This is a genomic window from Plantibacter sp. CFBP 8804 (assembly GCF_014841225.1).
Taxonomy (GTDB): Bacteria; Actinomycetota; Actinomycetes; order Actinomycetales; family Microbacteriaceae; genus Plantibacter; species Plantibacter auratus.
The window spans coordinates 265,863-280,486 of the sequence record NZ_JACYTU010000001.1 but is presented as its reverse complement, the minus strand read 5'-3'; the positions used below and the strand labels follow the sequence as shown (position 1 = coordinate 280,486).

Sequence of the window (14,624 nt, the reverse complement as noted above, 5' to 3'; positions counted from 1 at the left end):
TCGTCGTTACGCAAGCCACCCGTTGCGCAGACCACTGGTCGCACGCCCCGGTCGTCCGCTCAGACGACGAGGACCGCCCGCTCCCGGCGACGCAGGACCTCCGCGACGCCCCACACGATGAGGCCTTGACCCGCGGCGTACGTCGCCATGATGATCTCGTCTGCCGCCCAGATCGTCACTGCCGGCACGAAGCGGTCGAGCGCGATCAACGAGTCGGAGACCAGGAACAGCGCACCACCGACGGCGATCGTCGGCGTCGTCATCGTCGACGACGCCGCCATGGCCCCGATCACGACGGCATAGAGGACGACCGCCGGATACAGCGCCCCCATGTCCTGCTGACTGAGGAGCGCGATGCCGGCGACGAGCCACGCCAGGTACACGAGCGCCCAGACCGGCGGGCGCTGCCTGGTGCGCAGATGCCGCACGAAGAGCAGGACATAGCCGGCCTGAGCGAGCATGAAGAACAGGATCCCCACGCCGAACGCGAGTTCGCCCGGAACCATGAGGGCGACGTCACCCAGCCAGCTGCAGAGGATCGCGACGAGCGCCGTGACCGCAGCGGCAGACAGCCGTCGGACCGACCACACGAGCGCCAGCGCGAGGACCAGCATGATGAACGGCTTGGTGAGGAGCGACAGCCATTCCTGACCGGCGGCGAGGGCGACGATGTGCACGAGTGCGACCGCGGGCAGCGCGGCGAACAGCGCCGTCGCAGCCCCGCTCCTCTGCACAGCCGTCATCAGCGCCACCCCCGTCACGTCGTAGGCCTTCACTCTAGCGATGCGACCGAGCACGAACCATGGCCGCCGACCGACGGCAGCGTCTCCTCGTCGTGGACGACGATAGGCTTGCACGGCCAAGGTTTCACCTGAGAAAGAGAGATCATCCGTGAGTGACGGGTTCGCACTGTTCACCGACCGATCCGTGGTCGCCATGCGCGTCAACGGCGAACTGAAGGACCTCGCCGCCACGGTGACGGAGACGGACACCGTCGAGCCGGTGCACCTCGACTCGCCCGACGGCCTCAACATCCTCCGGCACTCCGCAGCCCACGTGCTCGCGCAGGCCGTGCAGCAGGTCGACCCGCACGCGAACCTCGGCATCGGCCCGCCGGTCACCGACGGCTTCTACTACGACTTCGATGTCGCCGCACCGTTCACGCCTGAGGCGCTCAAGGTGCTGCAGAAGACGATGGACCGCATCATCCGCCAGGGCCAGCGCTTCGTGCGACGCGTCGTCACCGAGGACGAGGCTCGCGCGGAACTCGCGGGGGAGCCCTACAAGCTCGAGCTGATCGGCCTCAAGGGCGGATCGGCAGCCGACGACGAGAACGTCGAGGTGGGCGGCGCGGAGCTGACCATCTACGACAACGTCGACCCGAAGACGGGGGAGACGGTCTGGAAGGACCTCTGCCGCGGTCCACACCTGCCGAACACGCGCATGATCGGTAACGGCTGGGCCTTGACGCGTCTCGCCGCGGCGTACTGGCGGGGGAGCGAGAAGAACCCGCAGCTGCAGCGGATCTACGGCACCGCTTGGGCGACCAAGGACGAGCTGCGCGCCTATCAGACGCGGATCGAGGAAGCGGCCAAGCGCGACCACCGCAAGCTCGGTGCCGAGCTCGACCTCTTCAGCTTCCCCGAGGAGATCGGCTCGGGTCTCGCGGTGTTCCACCCCAAGGGCGGCATCATCCGCAACGAGATCGAGAACTACATGCGCGAGCGCCTGCTCGCTTCCGGCTACGAGCTGGTGAACACCCCGCACATCACGAAGGGGCACCTGTTCGAGGTCAGCCAGCACCTGGCCTGGTACAAGGACGGCATGTTCCCGGCGATGCACCTCGACCAGGAGGTCGACGCCGACGGCCACGTCACCCGTCAGGGCCAGGACTACTACCTGAAGCCCATGAACTGCCCGATGCACAACCTGATCTATCGGGCTCGAGGGCGCAGCTACCGCGAACTGCCGCTGCGTCTCGCCGAGTTCGGCACGGTCTACCGGTACGAGAAGAGCGGCACCCTCTCCGGGCTCACGCGCGTCCGTGGCCTCACGCAGGACGACGCCCACATCTACGTCACCGACGACCAGGTCAAGGACGAGGTCGGCCGCCAGCTGCAGTTCGTCCTGGAGACCCTCCGCGGCTACGGTCTCGACGACTTCTACCTGGAGCTCTCGACGAAGGACCCCGACAAGTACGTCGGCACGGACGAGGTCTGGGACGAAGCGACCGAGACCCTCCGCCAGGTGGCGGTCGAGTCCGGTCTCGAGCTCGTGCTCGACCCCGCCGGCGCAGCCTTCTACGGTCCGAAGATCTCGGTGCAGGCGCGCGACGCGATCGGTCGGACGTGGCAGCTGTCCACCGTGCAGCTCGACTTCAACCTGCCCGAGTTGTTCGAGCTGGAGTACACGGCTGCTGACGGCACGCGCAAGCGTCCGGCGATGATCCACCGCGCACTCCTCGGCTCGATCGAGCGCTTCTTCGCGATCCTGCTCGAGCACTACGCGGGTGCCTTCCCGGTGTGGCTCGCCCCTGTTCAGGTCGTCGGCATCCCCGTCTCCGAGCAGTACGAGGAGTTCCTCGGCGGAGTCGTCGCCGAGCTGCGCTCGTCCGGGGTCCGGGCAGAACTCGACGCCTCCGACGATCGGATGCAGAAGAAGATCCGCAACCACACCAAGGCGAAGACCCCGCTGCAACTGATCGTCGGCGAGGAGGACCAGGCCAACGGCGCGGTGAGCTTCCGATTCCGCGACGGCACCCAGGAGAACGGTGTCCCTGTCGCCGACGCCGTGCGCCGGATCCGCGCCGCCATCGCCGCGAAACTGCAGGTGAACACCGCAGCGGATCTGCCGGCATGACCCCGGGCACCGAACCGGAGTCGTTCGAGTCGATCGACACCTCCCACCTGGTGGGCGTCCCGGACGCGTTCCAGCGTCTCTGGACGCCCCACCGGATGGTCTACATCAAGCAGGGCCAGCCATCCGACGACGGTTGTCCGTTCTGCATCGCGCCGACGCTCGACGACGAGTCAGCGCTCATCGTGCATCGGGGCGAGCACGCCTTCGTGCTGCTGAACCTCTTCCCGTACAACTCCGGGCACCTGCTCGTCTGCCCGTACCGCCACGTCGCGATGTACGACGACGCGACGACGGAGGAGGTCGCCGAGATCGGCGCCCTGACGCAGACGGCGATGCGGGTCGTCCGGTCCGTCTCGAGGAACGACGGCTTCAACCTCGGCATGAACCAGGGTGCCGTGGCCGGCGCCGGGATCGCGGCGCACCTGCACCAGCACATCGTCCCGCGCTGGGCGACGGACGCCAACTTCTTCCCGATCATCGCCCAGACCAAAGCGCTCCCGCAGCTGCTCGGCGATGTCCGACAGGCGATCGCGGACGCCTGGCCGACCTCGGCCTGATCCGTCGGGGCCGGTCCATCTGGACCGGTCCACCCAAGTCCAATTTCCGGCCTGTGGACGGAGCACCGTCAGGCCACCCGCCGGTACGCTCGCCATCATGACCGAGAGCAGCACGACCACTGGACAGCACGGCTCGAACCGCGTGAAGCGCGGACTCGCGGAGATGCTCAAGGGCGGCGTCATCATGGACGTCGTCACCGCCGAGCAGGCCCGTATCGCGGAGGACGCCGGGGCCGTCGCCGTGATGGCCCTCGAGCGCGTCCCGGCGGACATCCGGTCCCAGGGCGGCGTGGCTCGGATGAGCGATCCCGACCTCATCGAATCCATCATCGCCGAGGTGTCCATCCCCGTCATGGCGAAGGCTCGCATCGGACACTTCGTCGAAGCTCAGGTCCTCCAGGCGCTCGACGTCGACTACATCGACGAGTCCGAGGTCCTGAGCCCGGCCGACTATGTGAACCACATCGACAAGTGGGGCTTCGACGTCCCGTTCGTGTGCGGTGCCACCAACCTGGGAGAGGCGCTGCGGCGTATCAACGAGGGTGCCGCGATGATCCGCTCGAAGGGCGAGGCCGGCACCGGCGACGTGTCCGAGGCGACGAAGCACATCCGCAAGATCCGCTCCGAGATCGCGCACCTGTCGTCGATGTCGAAGGACGAGCTGTACGTCGCGGCGAAGGAGCTCCAGGCCCCGTACGACCTCGTCGTGGAGATCGCCGAGACCGGCAAGCTCCCGGTCGTGTTGTTCACCGCCGGGGGTGTGGCGACGCCGGCCGACGCCGCGATGATGATGCAGCTGGGTGCCGACGGCGTGTTCGTCGGATCCGGCATCTTCAAGTCCGGCAACCCGGCTCAGCGGGCGGCAGCCGTCGTCAAGGCGACGACCTTCTTCGACGACCCTCAGGTCATCGCCGAGGTGTCCCGTGGTCTCGGTGAGGCGATGGTCGGCATCAACGTCGCCGACCTCGCGGCACCGCACCGCCTCGCCGAGCGTGGCTGGTAGCCCCGCGTCCGCCCTGAACCAGGTGACGTCGTGACCGCGTCGGCACGCGTCGGCGTCCTCGCCCTGCAAGGGGACTTCCGCGAGCATGCGGCCGTCCTCACCGGCCTCGGGGCGGACGTCAGCCTGATCAGGCGCCCCTCGGAACTGAACGGCATCGACGGACTCGTCCTGCCCGGCGGCGAGTCGAGCGTGATGGACAAGCTCGCTCGCTCCTTCGACCTCGCCGGACCGTTGCGCGCAGCGATCACCGCGGGGTTGCCCGTGTACGGCACGTGCGCCGGGCTCATCCTCCTGGCCGACCGGATCCTCGACGGGATCGCCGGCCAGCAGAGTCTCGGCGGGCTCGACGTCTCGGTCCGGCGCAACGCCTTCGGTTCGCAGCTCGACTCCTTCGAGACGGACCTGTCGATCCCGGTCCTCGGCGCCCCGCCCGTGCACGCCGTGTTCATCCGCGCACCGGTGGTCGAAGCCGCCGGACCGGCGGTGACACCCCTCGCCTCGCTGCCCGACGGTCGGATGGTCGCCGTCGAGCAGGGGAACCTCCTCGGCACGTCCTTCCACCCCGAGGTCACCGGCGACACCCGTTTCCACGCCTACTTCCTCGACAAGGTCGAGCGTTCCCGCTGAAGCAGTGCTGCTCGCTCCCGCCGCCCATCCCGGCGTGATCGCGAGTTCCGGGCCGCTGGCCTAGACTGGTCAGGTTCTTTTCACGCAGTTAGGGAGCACATGTCCGGACACTCCAAGTGGGCGACGACCAAGCACAAGAAGGCGGTCATCGACGGCCGTCGCGCGAAGTCGTTCGCCAAGCTCATCAAGAACATCGAGGTCGCGGCCAAGATGGGCGGCGCAGACCTCGCGGGCAACCCGACGCTGCAGGACGCCATCCAGAAGGCGAAGAAGACCTCGGTCCCGAACGACAACATCGACCGCGCCGTCAAGCGCGGTGCCGGCCTCACCGGTGAGGTCGTCGACTACACCACGATCATGTACGAGGGCTACGGTCCGAACGGCGTCGCCCTGCTCGTCGAGTGCCTCACCGACAACAAGAACCGTGCAGCAGCCGATGTCCGGACGCTGATGTCCCGCAACGGCGGCACCATGGCCGACCCGGGCTCCGTCGCCTACAACTTCCAGCGCAAGGGCCTCATCGTCGTCCAGGCCGAGGGGACCACCGAGGACGACGTCCTCGGCGCCGTCCTCGATGCGGGCGCAGAAGAGGTGAACACCGAGGGCGAGACCTTCGAGGTCGTCACCGAGCCGAGCGACATGGTCGCGACCCGGACCGCCCTGCAAGAGGCCGGTATCGACTACGACTCCGCCGACGTCGCCTTCGTCCCGAACCTCAAGGTCGAGATCGACGCCGACACGGCGCGCAAGGTCTTCAAGCTGATCGACGCCCTCGAGGACAACGACGACGTCCAGAACATCTACAGCAACTTCGACCTCACCCCCGAGGTGCAGGCCGAACTGGAGGCCGACGACGAGTAGTCCGGCACGCGTGCCGAGCGAAGCTCGTTCGAACGGATGTACGACACTCCGCCCTCGCGGAGTGCTCGGCGCATCGCCCGCGCTTAGGGTCGGAACATGACTCTGCGCGTCCTCGGCATCGATCCCGGCCTGACCCGATGCGGGGTGGGGGTCGTCGACGTCCTGCCGGGACGGCAGGCCACGATGGTCGAGTACGGCGTCATCCGGACGGACGCGCACGCCCCGCTCGAGCAGCGACTCCTCATGATCGCGCAGGGCATCGCCGAGGCGATCGAGCGCACCTCGCCGACCGCGATGGCCGTCGAGCGGGTGTTCGCGCAACACAACGTCCGGACCGTCATGGGCACCGCTCAGGCGAGTGGGCTCGCCCTGCACGCTGCGGCCGCGAACGGGATCCCCGTCGGCCTGCACACCCCGAGCGAGGTCAAGGCCGCGGTGACCGGATACGGCCGGGCGGACAAGCTCCAGGTGCAGACCATGGTCGCGCGGATCCTCGGTCTCGACGAACTCCCGAAGCCCGCTGACGCCGCTGATGCGCTCGCGCTCGCGATCTGCCACGCCTGGCGACCAGTCGTGTCGACTGCTGCGACACCCGTCGGCGCACCGCCGCAGGGGAGTGGAGCACTCACCCCGGCCCAGCGTGCCTGGGCTGCTGCGGAACGCGGCGGCGCTCCGCGCGAGGCGGCCGTCCGGGCCCGGGCAGCGCGGAGCCCTAGGCTGGAAGCATGATCTCCTCCCTCCGCGGCACCGTCCTGAGCGCGGTCGGCAACCTCGTCGTGATCGAGGTGGGCGGAGTCGGATTCGCCGTCCAGGTCACGCCGGCCCATGCGCTCTCACTCCGGGTCGGCACCGAAGCACTCCTCTCGACGACACTGATCGTGCGGGAGGACTCGCTCTCGCTGTTCGGGTTCCGATCCGCCGAGGAGCTGTCCGTGTTCGAGCTCCTGGTGAGCGTCACCGGGGTCGGCCCGAAGTCGGCACTCGGCGTCCTGGAGGCGCTGACGCCGGAGCAGATCGCCGCCGCCATCTCCGCGGACGACGACGCCCCGTTCCGGAAGGTCTCGGGGATCGGGCCGAAGACGGCGAAGCTCATCACCGTCTCGCTCGCCGGCAAGCTCCGCGTCACCAGGACGACGCCTGAAGCTCCGGCGACCACCGTGAACGCGGCCGCGATCGCCGATCAGGTCGTGACGGCGCTCATCGGGCTCGGTTGGCCGGAGAAGACGGCGACGCAGGCGGTCGTGGAGGCCTCCGCCTCCGCCAGTGCGGACGACCTCTCGACCGTGCCGTCGCTCATCCGCCTGGCCCTCGGCAGACTCGGCCCGGCGCACGCCGGAGGCCGTACCTCGTGACGGACGCTCCAGAAGACCTCACCAATCCAGCCGCCGAGTCCGACGCGGAACTGGCGTTCGAGGGGGCGCTCCGTCCGCGGTCGCTCTCCGAGTTCGTCGGTCAGTCCAAGGCACGCGGTCAGTTGCAGCTCCTGATCACGGCCGCCGGGATGCAGAACCGCACCCCCGACCACATCCTGCTGGCCGGCCCTCCTGGACTCGGCAAGACGACCCTCGCGATGATCGTCGCGCACGAGACCGGGAAACCGCTCCGGCTCACGAGCGGTCCGGCCATCCAGCACGCCGGCGACCTCGCCGCCGTCCTGTCGTCGCTGACCCCGGGTGAGGTCCTCTTCATCGACGAGATCCACCGCATGGCCCGCCCAGCCGAGGAGATGTTGTACCTCGCCATGGAGGACTTCCGCATCGACATCATGGTGGGCAAGGGTGCCGGCGCGACGAGCATCCCGCTCGAGCTGGCACCGTTCACCCTGGTCGGGGCGACCACCCGGTCCGGTCTGCTGCCGAACCCGCTCCGCGACCGCTTCGGGTTCACCGCCCACCTCGAGTTCTACGACGAGCCGGAACTGCAGCAGGTGCTGCACCGCACCGCCGACATGCTCGGCCTCGACATCGACGGTCGGGCCGTCGCCGAGATCGCCGGACGCTGTCGGGGTACGCCACGCATCGCCAACCGACTCCTCCGCCGGGTCAGGGACTACGCACTCGTGCACGGTGGCCGCGCCGACCTGGAGACCGTCCAGGCCGCGCTCGAGCTCTACGACGTCGACGCCCTCGGTCTCGACCGACTCGACCGATCGGTCATGGAAGGCATGCTCGACCGCTTCGCCGGAGGCCCGGTCGGGCTCAGCACACTCGCGGTCTCGGTCGGCGAGGAAGCGGAGACGATCGAGTCCGTCGTCGAGCCGTTCCTCGTCCGGATCGGCCTCATCACGCGCACGCCACGGGGCCGCGTGGCGACCCCGGCCGCCTGGCGGCACTTCGGCAGAACACCTTCTCAGCATGGCTCGACCCTCGATGGCCTATAATTTCCCTTTGGCGGTGCGTTCCCAACGTCTCCCGCCCTCAATCTCCTCTGGAAGGTTCCCATCGTGGATGCAATGACCCTCGTCCTGTTCGGCCTCGCCGGCGTCATGATCGTGTTCATGATGGTGAGCAACAACAAGCGGAAGAAGCAAGCCGCGGTGACGGAGCAGAAGCTCGTCCCCGGCGCCGAGGTGCTCACCGGCTTCGGTGTCTACGGCACCCTCATCTCGATGGACCGCGACTCCCGCAAGGCCGATGTCGAGATCGCCCCCGGCGTCATCGTCACCATCGACCCCCGCTACGCGGGTGCGGTCGTCGCCCCGACGGTCGCCGAGACCGCGGAGGAGGCTCCGGTCGTCGAGTCGATCCCCGACGACGCCTCCTCGCTCGACCTCTCCAAGCCCGAATTCGGCCAGCGCGTCGAGGACACCTCGAAGCCGCAGAAGAGCGACGACTAGTCCCAACCCCTTCCCGGGCGGTGGCCGTCGTGCCACCGCCGGCAGAGAAAGCTGAGTTCCGAGTTTGGCAAAGTCGACTCCGGTCAAGAAAGCGTGGCGTTCGCTCACCTGGCTTGGCGTAATCCTCATCGGTTTGTTCGCGATCAACGCGGCCGGGGTCCTCTGGGGGAACAGCTCTTGGGCGCCCAAGCTGGCCCTCGACCTCGAGGGTGGCACCCAGATCATCCTCGCGCCGAAGCTGGAGTCCGGCCAGACGGTCTCCAACGAGCAGCTGAACCAGGCCGTGGCGATCATCCGCCAGCGCGTCGACGCGTCCGGCGTGTCGGAGGCGGAGATCACGACGCAGGGTCAGAACGTCGTCGTCTCGATCCCGGGAACCCCCGACGAAGCGACGCTGAACCGCATCGAGAGCTCCGCGAAGCTCGAGTTCCGTCCGGTCCTCACCTCGCAGCAGCTGACTCCCGGTCAGCCGTCCAACACCTTCATCGGTGAAGACGGCGCCTCGACCCCCTATCCGACGCCGGATCCGGGCCTCGAGAGCACGCCGACCGCGTCGCCGACGAACGCGAGCGACCTGTCGCAGGTGACGCCCGCGCTGTACGCCGCCTTCCAGGCCTACGACTGCGCCGCGAACGCGGACTCGCTCGACGCCACCGCAGCGCCCGCTGCCGACCCGCTCATCACGTGCGACGTCGACGGCACCTTCAAGTACGTCCTCGGCCCGGTCGAGGTGTCCGGAGAAGACCTGTCCGACGCGAGCGCCGGCATCAAGACGACGTCGTCGGGTGCCAGCACGGGCGAGTGGGCGGTGTACCCGGTCTTCAACGAGAAGGGCACCGCGCTCTTCGCCGACGTCACCGGCCGCCTGACCTCGCTGCAGAGCCCGCAGAACCAGTTCGCGATCGTGCTCGACGGCAACGTCATCTCCGCACCGCAGTCGCTCGCCGTCATCTCGGACGGCAAGCCGGAGATCAGCGGCTCCTTCACCGAGGAGTCCGCCAAGACCCTCGCCGACCAGCTCAAGTTCGGCGCCCTGCCGATCAGCTTCGTCGTGCAGAGCCAGGACACCATCTCGGCGACCCTCGGTTCGACGCAGCTGGAGAGCGGCCTCATCGCCGGTCTGATCGGGCTCATCCTGGTCGTCATCTACACACTGTTCCAGTACCGGCTCCTCGGCACCGTGACGATCGCCTCGCTCGTCGCGGCCGCGGTGCTCACGTATGTGGTGATCCTGCTGATGTCCTGGCGCCAGGGCTTCCGGCTCTCCCTCGCCGGGATAGCGGGCCTCATCGTCGCCATCGGTTTCACCGCGGACTCGTTCATCGTGTACTTCGAACGCATCAAGGACGAACTCCGCGACGGCCGCGGTCTGGAGTCCGCCGTCGAAGCCGGCTGGAAGCGCGCCAAGCGCACCATCTACGCGGCGAAGGGTGTCAACCTCCTGTCCGCCGTGGTGCTGTACGTCCTCGCGATCGGCAACGTCCGCGGCTTCGCCCTCACGCTCGGCGTGACCACGATCATCGACGTCATCGTCGTGCTCCTGTTCACGCACCCGATGATGCAGCTCCTCGGCCAGACGAAGCTCTTCAACAGCGGCAAGCCGTTCACCGGTCTCGACCCGTCGGCGCTCGGCGCCATCTACCGTGGTCGCGCGGAGTTCCGGAAGCCCGTCTCGGTGCCCGGCGCCAAGGCCGCGTCCAGCAGCCGTGAGGCGGCCAAGCGCCAGACGATCGCCGAGCGCAAGCAGGCGGCCCTCGTCGGAGGCGGCTCCGACACCCGAGCAGACGATCTGCCGACCGATGGGAAGGACTCCTGATGGGTGCGTTCGCACGGTTCGGAAACGAGCTCTACACCGGGAAGCGCTCCTACGACTTCGTCGGCAAGCGCAAGATCTGGTACACGATCGCCATCGTCGCGGTCGTCCTCTCCGTGTTGATCCCGGTCGTCAAGGGCGGATTCAACTTCGGCATCGAGTTCCGCGGTGGTTCGCAGTTCCAGATCGCCGACGTCAAGAGCACCGATCAGACGCTGGCCGAAGACGCGGTCGCGTCCGTCGTCAGCGGCGCGACCACCCACGTCACCGTCGTGGGCGGCAACTCGGTCCGCGTGCAGACCGACCAGCTGAAGAACGACAAGGTCACTCAGCAGGTGTCGGCTGCCTTGGCCGAGGCCTACGGCGTCGAACAGTCCGACATCACGAGTTCGTTCATCGGCCCGTCATGGGGTCAGGACGTCTCCAAGCAGGCGATCGTCGGCCTCATCGTGTTCCTCGTGCTCGCGGCGATCCTCATGGCGCTGTACTTCCGCACCTGGAAGATGTCCGCGGCCGCGCTGCTCTCCCTCATGCACGACCTCATCATCACGGCTGGTGTCTACGCCGCGACGGGTTGGGAGATCACACCGGCCGCCATGATCGGATTCCTCACCATCCTCGGATTCTCGCTGTACGACACCGTCGTGGTGTTCGACAAGATCCGCGAGAACACGACGCTCGACGCCGACGGCGCGGCCCGGACGTTCGGGGAGTCGGTCAACCTCGCGGTCAACCAGACCCTGGTGCGCTCGATCAACACCGGCGTCGTGGCGGCGCTCCCGGTCGCGGCGATCCTGTTCTTCGGGGCCTTCGTCCTCGGTGCCGACACGCTGCGCGACATCTCGCTCGCTCTGCTCGTCGGTATCCTCGTCGGCACGTACTCGACGATCTTCGTCGCCGCACCGCTCTACGCGAACTTCCGGCACAACGAGCCCCGCATCGCCAAGCACGACAAGCGCGTGCTGCAGGCGCGCGAGCGCGCTCAGACCTCGGATGACGCCGAGGGCGAACGCACGGAAGCAGACGCGCCGCTGGCGCGTTGACCCTGACAGCGACCGACAACCGCGTGCACGAGCGCAGGGAGGCCTGAGATGGCGGACACCACGACATCCTCGACGGCCTCCCTGCGCCGTCTCGTCCCACGGATCTTCTCGAAGGCGCAGCCGGCCGGCGCCGTCGACACCCTGATGCGAACGGTGCGGCAGCACCATCCCAAGGCCGACCTGGCGCTCATCGAACGTGCGTACACGGTCGCCGAGCGGGCCCACTCCGGCCAGAAGCGCCAGAGCGGCGAGCCGTACATCACGCACCCGGTCGCCGTCTCCCAGATCCTGGCCGACCTCGGCATCGGACCGAAGACGATCGTCGCCGCCCTCCTCCACGACACCGTCGAAGACACGGACTACTCGCTCGACCAACTCCATGCGGACTTCGGCGACGAGGTCGCCATGCTCGTCGACGGCGTCACGAAGCTCGACAAGGTCAAGTACGGCGACAGCGCGCAGGCCGAGACGGTCCGGAAGATGATCGTCGCGATGTCGAAGGACATCCGCGTCCTCATCATCAAGCTCGCCGACCGGCTGCACAACGCCCGGACCTGGGGATTCGTCCCGGCCGAGAAGGCGGCGAAGAAGGCCACGGAGACCCTCGAGATCTACGCACCACTCGCGCACCGCCTCGGGATCCAGGCGATCAAGTGGGAGCTCGAAGACCTGTCCTTCGCCGTGTTGTACCCGAAGCTCTACGCCGAGATCGAATCGCTCGTCAAGCAGCGGACACCGCAGCGCGAGGAGTACGTGCAGCACGTCATCGACGCGGTGAACGAGGACCTCAAGGCGCAGAAGATCCGCGGCAAGGTCGCCGGTCGCCCGAAGCAGTACTACTCGATCTACCAGAAGATGGTCGTCCGCGGCCGCGAGTTCGACGACATCTACGACCTCGTCGGCATCCGTGTCCTCGTCAACTCGCTGCGCGACTGCTACGCGGTCCTCGGGTCGATCCACGCACGGTGGACGCCCGTCCCGGGGCGCTTCAAGGACTACATCGCCACGCCGAAGTTCAACCTGTACCAGTCGCTGCACACCACCGTCGTCGGACCGGGCGGGAAGCCCGTCGAGATCCAGATCCGCACGAACGAGATGCACCAGCGGGCCGAGTTCGGTGTCGCCGCGCACTGGAAGTACAAAGAGCGGATGAACAGCGGGAAGACCGCGTCCTCCGCCGAGCCCGACAGCTCGATGGCCTGGCTCGCGCACATCTCCGACTGGCAGGCGGAGACGGCGGACCCGGGGGAGTTCCTCGACTCGTTGCGCTTCGAGATCGGCGCGAAGGAGGTCTACGTCTTCACCCCGAAGGGGCGTGTCGTCGGCCTGCCCGCCGGCGCGACGCCGGTGGACTTCGCCTACGCCGTCCACACGGAGGTCGGCCACCGGACGATGGGCGCCCGGGTCAACGGGCGGCTCGTGCCGCTGGAGAGTTCGCTCAACACCGGCGACGTGGTGGAGGTCTTCACCTCGAAGAACCCCGACTCCGGTCCGAGCCAGGACTGGTTGAACTTCGTCAAGAGCCCACGGGCGCGGAACAAGATCCGCCAGTGGTTCACGAAGGAGCGACGCGACGAGGCCATCGAGCAGGGCCGTGACGCGATCGCGCGGGCGATGCGCAAGCAGAACCTGCCGCTCCAGAAGCTCATGAACCAGGACTCGTTCGCCGAGGTCGCAGCGCAACTGCGCTACGAGGACGTCACGGCACTCTACGCGGCCGTCGGCGAGGGCCACGTCTCGACGCAGTCCGTGCTCGAGAAGGTCGTCGCGCTCCTGCAGAAGGACGCCGACAGCGAGCACGCCGAGTACACCGTCCCGGTCCGCGGGAGCCGCCGTGAGCGGCTGCAGAACAGCGACTCCGGGGTCCTCGTGCTCGGTGCTCCCGACATCCTGGTCAAGCTCGCGAAGTGCTGCACCCCGGTGCCGGGTGATGAGATCGTCGGGTTCGTCACGCGGGGCTCCGGCGTCTCCGTCCACCGTTCGGACTGCCACAACGTCCAAGGCCTCCTGCAGGAGCCCGAGCGCATGATCGATGTGGAGTGGGCGCCGTCGTCGAAGAGCGTGTTCCTCGTCCAGATCCAGGTCGAGGCACTCGATCGAGCCGGACTGTTGTCGGATGTGACGCGGGTGCTGTCCGAGTACCACGTCAACATCCTGTCGGCGACGGTGAACACCTCGAGCGACCGCCTGGCCATCAGCCGCTTCGTGTTCGAGATGGGCGACACCACCCACCTCGACCGGGTGCTGAACGCGGTCCGGCGGATCGACACCGTGTACGACGTCTACCGGGTCAACGGCGGCTGAGCGGGAGCGACCAGGAGGCCAGTTCGCTCCGAGTCGGCTCGAGGCCGGGGAGCATCACCTCGGTGGCACACGACACGACACGGACGATCCGTGTGCCGCCGAGGACCCGCGGGACGGAGCGGACCCATGCGACGACCGCCTCAGGGCTGGTGAGCCCGAGCAGGAAGTAGTTGCGGATCGTCGACATGGCCTCCTCCGCATCGGCCCCGGTGCGCCGTGCCAGATCCGCGACCGTGCGCGTGGGGGTCGTGACCCGCAGTGCCCCGCACCGCTCGCTGTCGTCCGCGCGGAGTGATACCTGACGCAGACGCAACCGGGGCGAACGCGCGCTTCGCCGTTCCATCGACACGAAGCCCGTGTGGATCCTCGGTGCGACGAGTGCCGCGCCGTGCAGCCACGCAGCACTCGTCTCGGCGATGACCGCCCCGGCCAGCCCGGGCAGCTGTTCGAGGACCGCCGCGCGCAGCCTGACGGTGTCGGGTTCGTCGACGCTGCAGTAGCCGTCTTCGAAGGCGAAGAGCTCGCCGTCGAGCCGCGCGGCGGCGAGCTCGGCGACGGAGAGCTCAGGTGGCTGGAGGTAGGCGGGGAGGCGGCTCGTGGAGGCCGAAGGATCCGTCGCGCAGCCTGGCTCGATGGGGGAGGACGTCTGGAGTGCCGTGGACATACGACGATCCTCCTGCAGCCGTCCGGCAGCAGGAGGATCGTCGACGGATCTGTGGAG

General features: G+C 68.0%; 14 protein-coding genes. 12 read left to right on the top strand and 2 right to left on the bottom strand.

Annotated features, from left to right (window positions below):
• Positions 1-59: 59 nt before the first annotated feature.
• Positions 60-743 carry a lysoplasmalogenase gene (locus IFU11_RS01310; RefSeq protein ID WP_192017955.1) on the bottom strand — a complete coding sequence of 228 codons (684 nt, stop codon included), beginning with the start codon at positions 741-743 and terminating at the stop codon, positions 60-62.
• Positions 744-936: 193 nt separating this feature from the next.
• Between IFU11_RS01310 and thrS the strand changes: the two genes are divergently transcribed.
• From thrS to IFU11_RS01250, 12 genes are all read left to right on the top strand, one after another.
• Positions 937-2,859, top strand: a complete 1,923-nt coding sequence (gene thrS / locus IFU11_RS01305) for a threonine--tRNA ligase (protein WP_199862131.1) — start codon at positions 937-939, stop codon at positions 2,857-2,859.
• Positions 2,856-3,416, top strand: coding sequence for an HIT family protein (locus IFU11_RS01300; protein WP_079705911.1), 561 nt, complete (start codon positions 2,856-2,858; stop codon positions 3,414-3,416). The genes thrS and IFU11_RS01300 overlap by 4 nt, the downstream gene beginning before the upstream one ends.
• A gap of 97 nt (positions 3,417-3,513) precedes the next feature.
• The gene (gene pdxS, locus IFU11_RS01295) at positions 3,514-4,419 is read left to right on the top strand and encodes a pyridoxal 5'-phosphate synthase lyase subunit PdxS (protein WP_079705912.1); all 906 of its coding nucleotides are present in this window, start codon (positions 3,514-3,516) and stop codon (positions 4,417-4,419) included.
• Between the two features lie 30 nt (positions 4,420-4,449).
• A complete protein-coding gene (gene pdxT, locus IFU11_RS01290) occupies positions 4,450-5,046 on the top strand; it encodes a pyridoxal 5'-phosphate synthase glutaminase subunit PdxT (protein ID WP_192017954.1) in 597 nt (198 codons plus the stop codon).
• Between the two features lie 99 nt (positions 5,047-5,145).
• The gene (locus IFU11_RS01285) at positions 5,146-5,907 is read left to right on the top strand and encodes a YebC/PmpR family DNA-binding transcriptional regulator (protein WP_079705914.1); all 762 of its coding nucleotides are present in this window, start codon (positions 5,146-5,148) and stop codon (positions 5,905-5,907) included.
• A gap of 96 nt (positions 5,908-6,003) precedes the next feature.
• Positions 6,004-6,636, top strand: coding sequence for a crossover junction endodeoxyribonuclease RuvC (gene ruvC / locus IFU11_RS01280; RefSeq protein ID WP_064293815.1), 633 nt, complete (start codon positions 6,004-6,006; stop codon positions 6,634-6,636).
• Positions 6,633-7,259 (top strand): Holliday junction branch migration protein RuvA, encoded by a 627-nt coding sequence (ruvA, locus tag IFU11_RS01275; protein ID WP_064293816.1) that lies wholly within the window; start codon positions 6,633-6,635, stop codon positions 7,257-7,259. Before ruvC ends, ruvA begins: the two co-directional genes overlap by 4 nt.
• Positions 7,256-8,287, top strand: a complete 1,032-nt coding sequence (gene ruvB / locus IFU11_RS01270) for a Holliday junction branch migration DNA helicase RuvB (RefSeq protein WP_079705916.1) — start codon at positions 7,256-7,258, stop codon at positions 8,285-8,287. Before ruvA ends, ruvB begins: the two co-directional genes overlap by 4 nt.
• Before the next feature lie 72 nt (positions 8,288-8,359).
• On the top strand, positions 8,360-8,743 hold the full coding sequence (locus IFU11_RS01265) for a preprotein translocase subunit YajC (RefSeq protein ID WP_085510869.1): 384 nt from the start codon (positions 8,360-8,362) through the stop codon (positions 8,741-8,743).
• A 64-nt stretch (positions 8,744-8,807) separates the two neighbouring features.
• Entirely contained in the window at positions 8,808-10,559 is a 1,752-nt protein-coding gene (gene secD, locus IFU11_RS01260; protein WP_064293819.1) for a protein translocase subunit SecD, read from the top strand.
• Complete coding sequence (gene secF / locus IFU11_RS01255) at positions 10,559-11,599, top strand: protein translocase subunit SecF (RefSeq protein WP_079705917.1); 1,041 nt, start codon at positions 10,559-10,561, stop codon at positions 11,597-11,599. The genes secD and secF overlap by 1 nt, the downstream gene beginning before the upstream one ends.
• A gap of 48 nt (positions 11,600-11,647) precedes the next feature.
• Positions 11,648-13,903: a RelA/SpoT family protein gene (locus IFU11_RS01250; protein WP_079705918.1), complete on the top strand. Its 2,256-nt coding sequence runs from the start codon at positions 11,648-11,650 to the stop codon at positions 13,901-13,903.
• Here IFU11_RS01250 and IFU11_RS01245 read toward each other — a convergent pair.
• The gene (locus IFU11_RS01245; RefSeq protein WP_192017953.1) at positions 13,890-14,567 is read right to left on the bottom strand and encodes a hypothetical protein; all 678 of its coding nucleotides are present in this window, start codon (positions 14,565-14,567) and stop codon (positions 13,890-13,892) included. The genes IFU11_RS01250 and IFU11_RS01245 overlap by 14 nt on opposite strands.
• Positions 14,568-14,624 lie beyond the last annotated feature (57 nt).

Excerpts from the sequence above, each read along its gene's own strand:
- IFU11_RS01310 (WP_192017955.1), bottom strand. The coding sequence starts at position 743 with ATGACGGCTGTGCAGAGGAGCGGGGCTGCGACGGCGCTGTTCGCCGCG.
- thrS (WP_199862131.1), top strand. The coding sequence starts at position 937 with ATGCGCGTCAACGGCGAACTGAAGGACCTCGCCGCCACGGTGACGGAG.
- IFU11_RS01300 (WP_079705911.1), top strand. The coding sequence starts at position 2,856 with ATGACCCCGGGCACCGAACCGGAGTCGTTCGAGTCGATCGACACCTCC.
- pdxS (WP_079705912.1), top strand. The coding sequence starts at position 3,514 with ATGACCGAGAGCAGCACGACCACTGGACAGCACGGCTCGAACCGCGTG.
- IFU11_RS01285 (WP_079705914.1), top strand. The coding sequence starts at position 5,146 with ATGTCCGGACACTCCAAGTGGGCGACGACCAAGCACAAGAAGGCGGTC.
- ruvC (WP_064293815.1), top strand. The coding sequence starts at position 6,004 with ATGACTCTGCGCGTCCTCGGCATCGATCCCGGCCTGACCCGATGCGGG.
- ruvA (WP_064293816.1), top strand. The coding sequence starts at position 6,633 with ATGATCTCCTCCCTCCGCGGCACCGTCCTGAGCGCGGTCGGCAACCTC.
- IFU11_RS01265 (WP_085510869.1), top strand. The coding sequence starts at position 8,360 with ATGACCCTCGTCCTGTTCGGCCTCGCCGGCGTCATGATCGTGTTCATG.
- secF (WP_079705917.1), top strand. The coding sequence starts at position 10,559 with ATGGGTGCGTTCGCACGGTTCGGAAACGAGCTCTACACCGGGAAGCGC.
- IFU11_RS01250 (WP_079705918.1), top strand. The coding sequence starts at position 11,648 with ATGGCGGACACCACGACATCCTCGACGGCCTCCCTGCGCCGTCTCGTC.
- IFU11_RS01245 (WP_192017953.1), bottom strand. The coding sequence starts at position 14,567 with ATGTCCACGGCACTCCAGACGTCCTCCCCCATCGAGCCAGGCTGCGCG.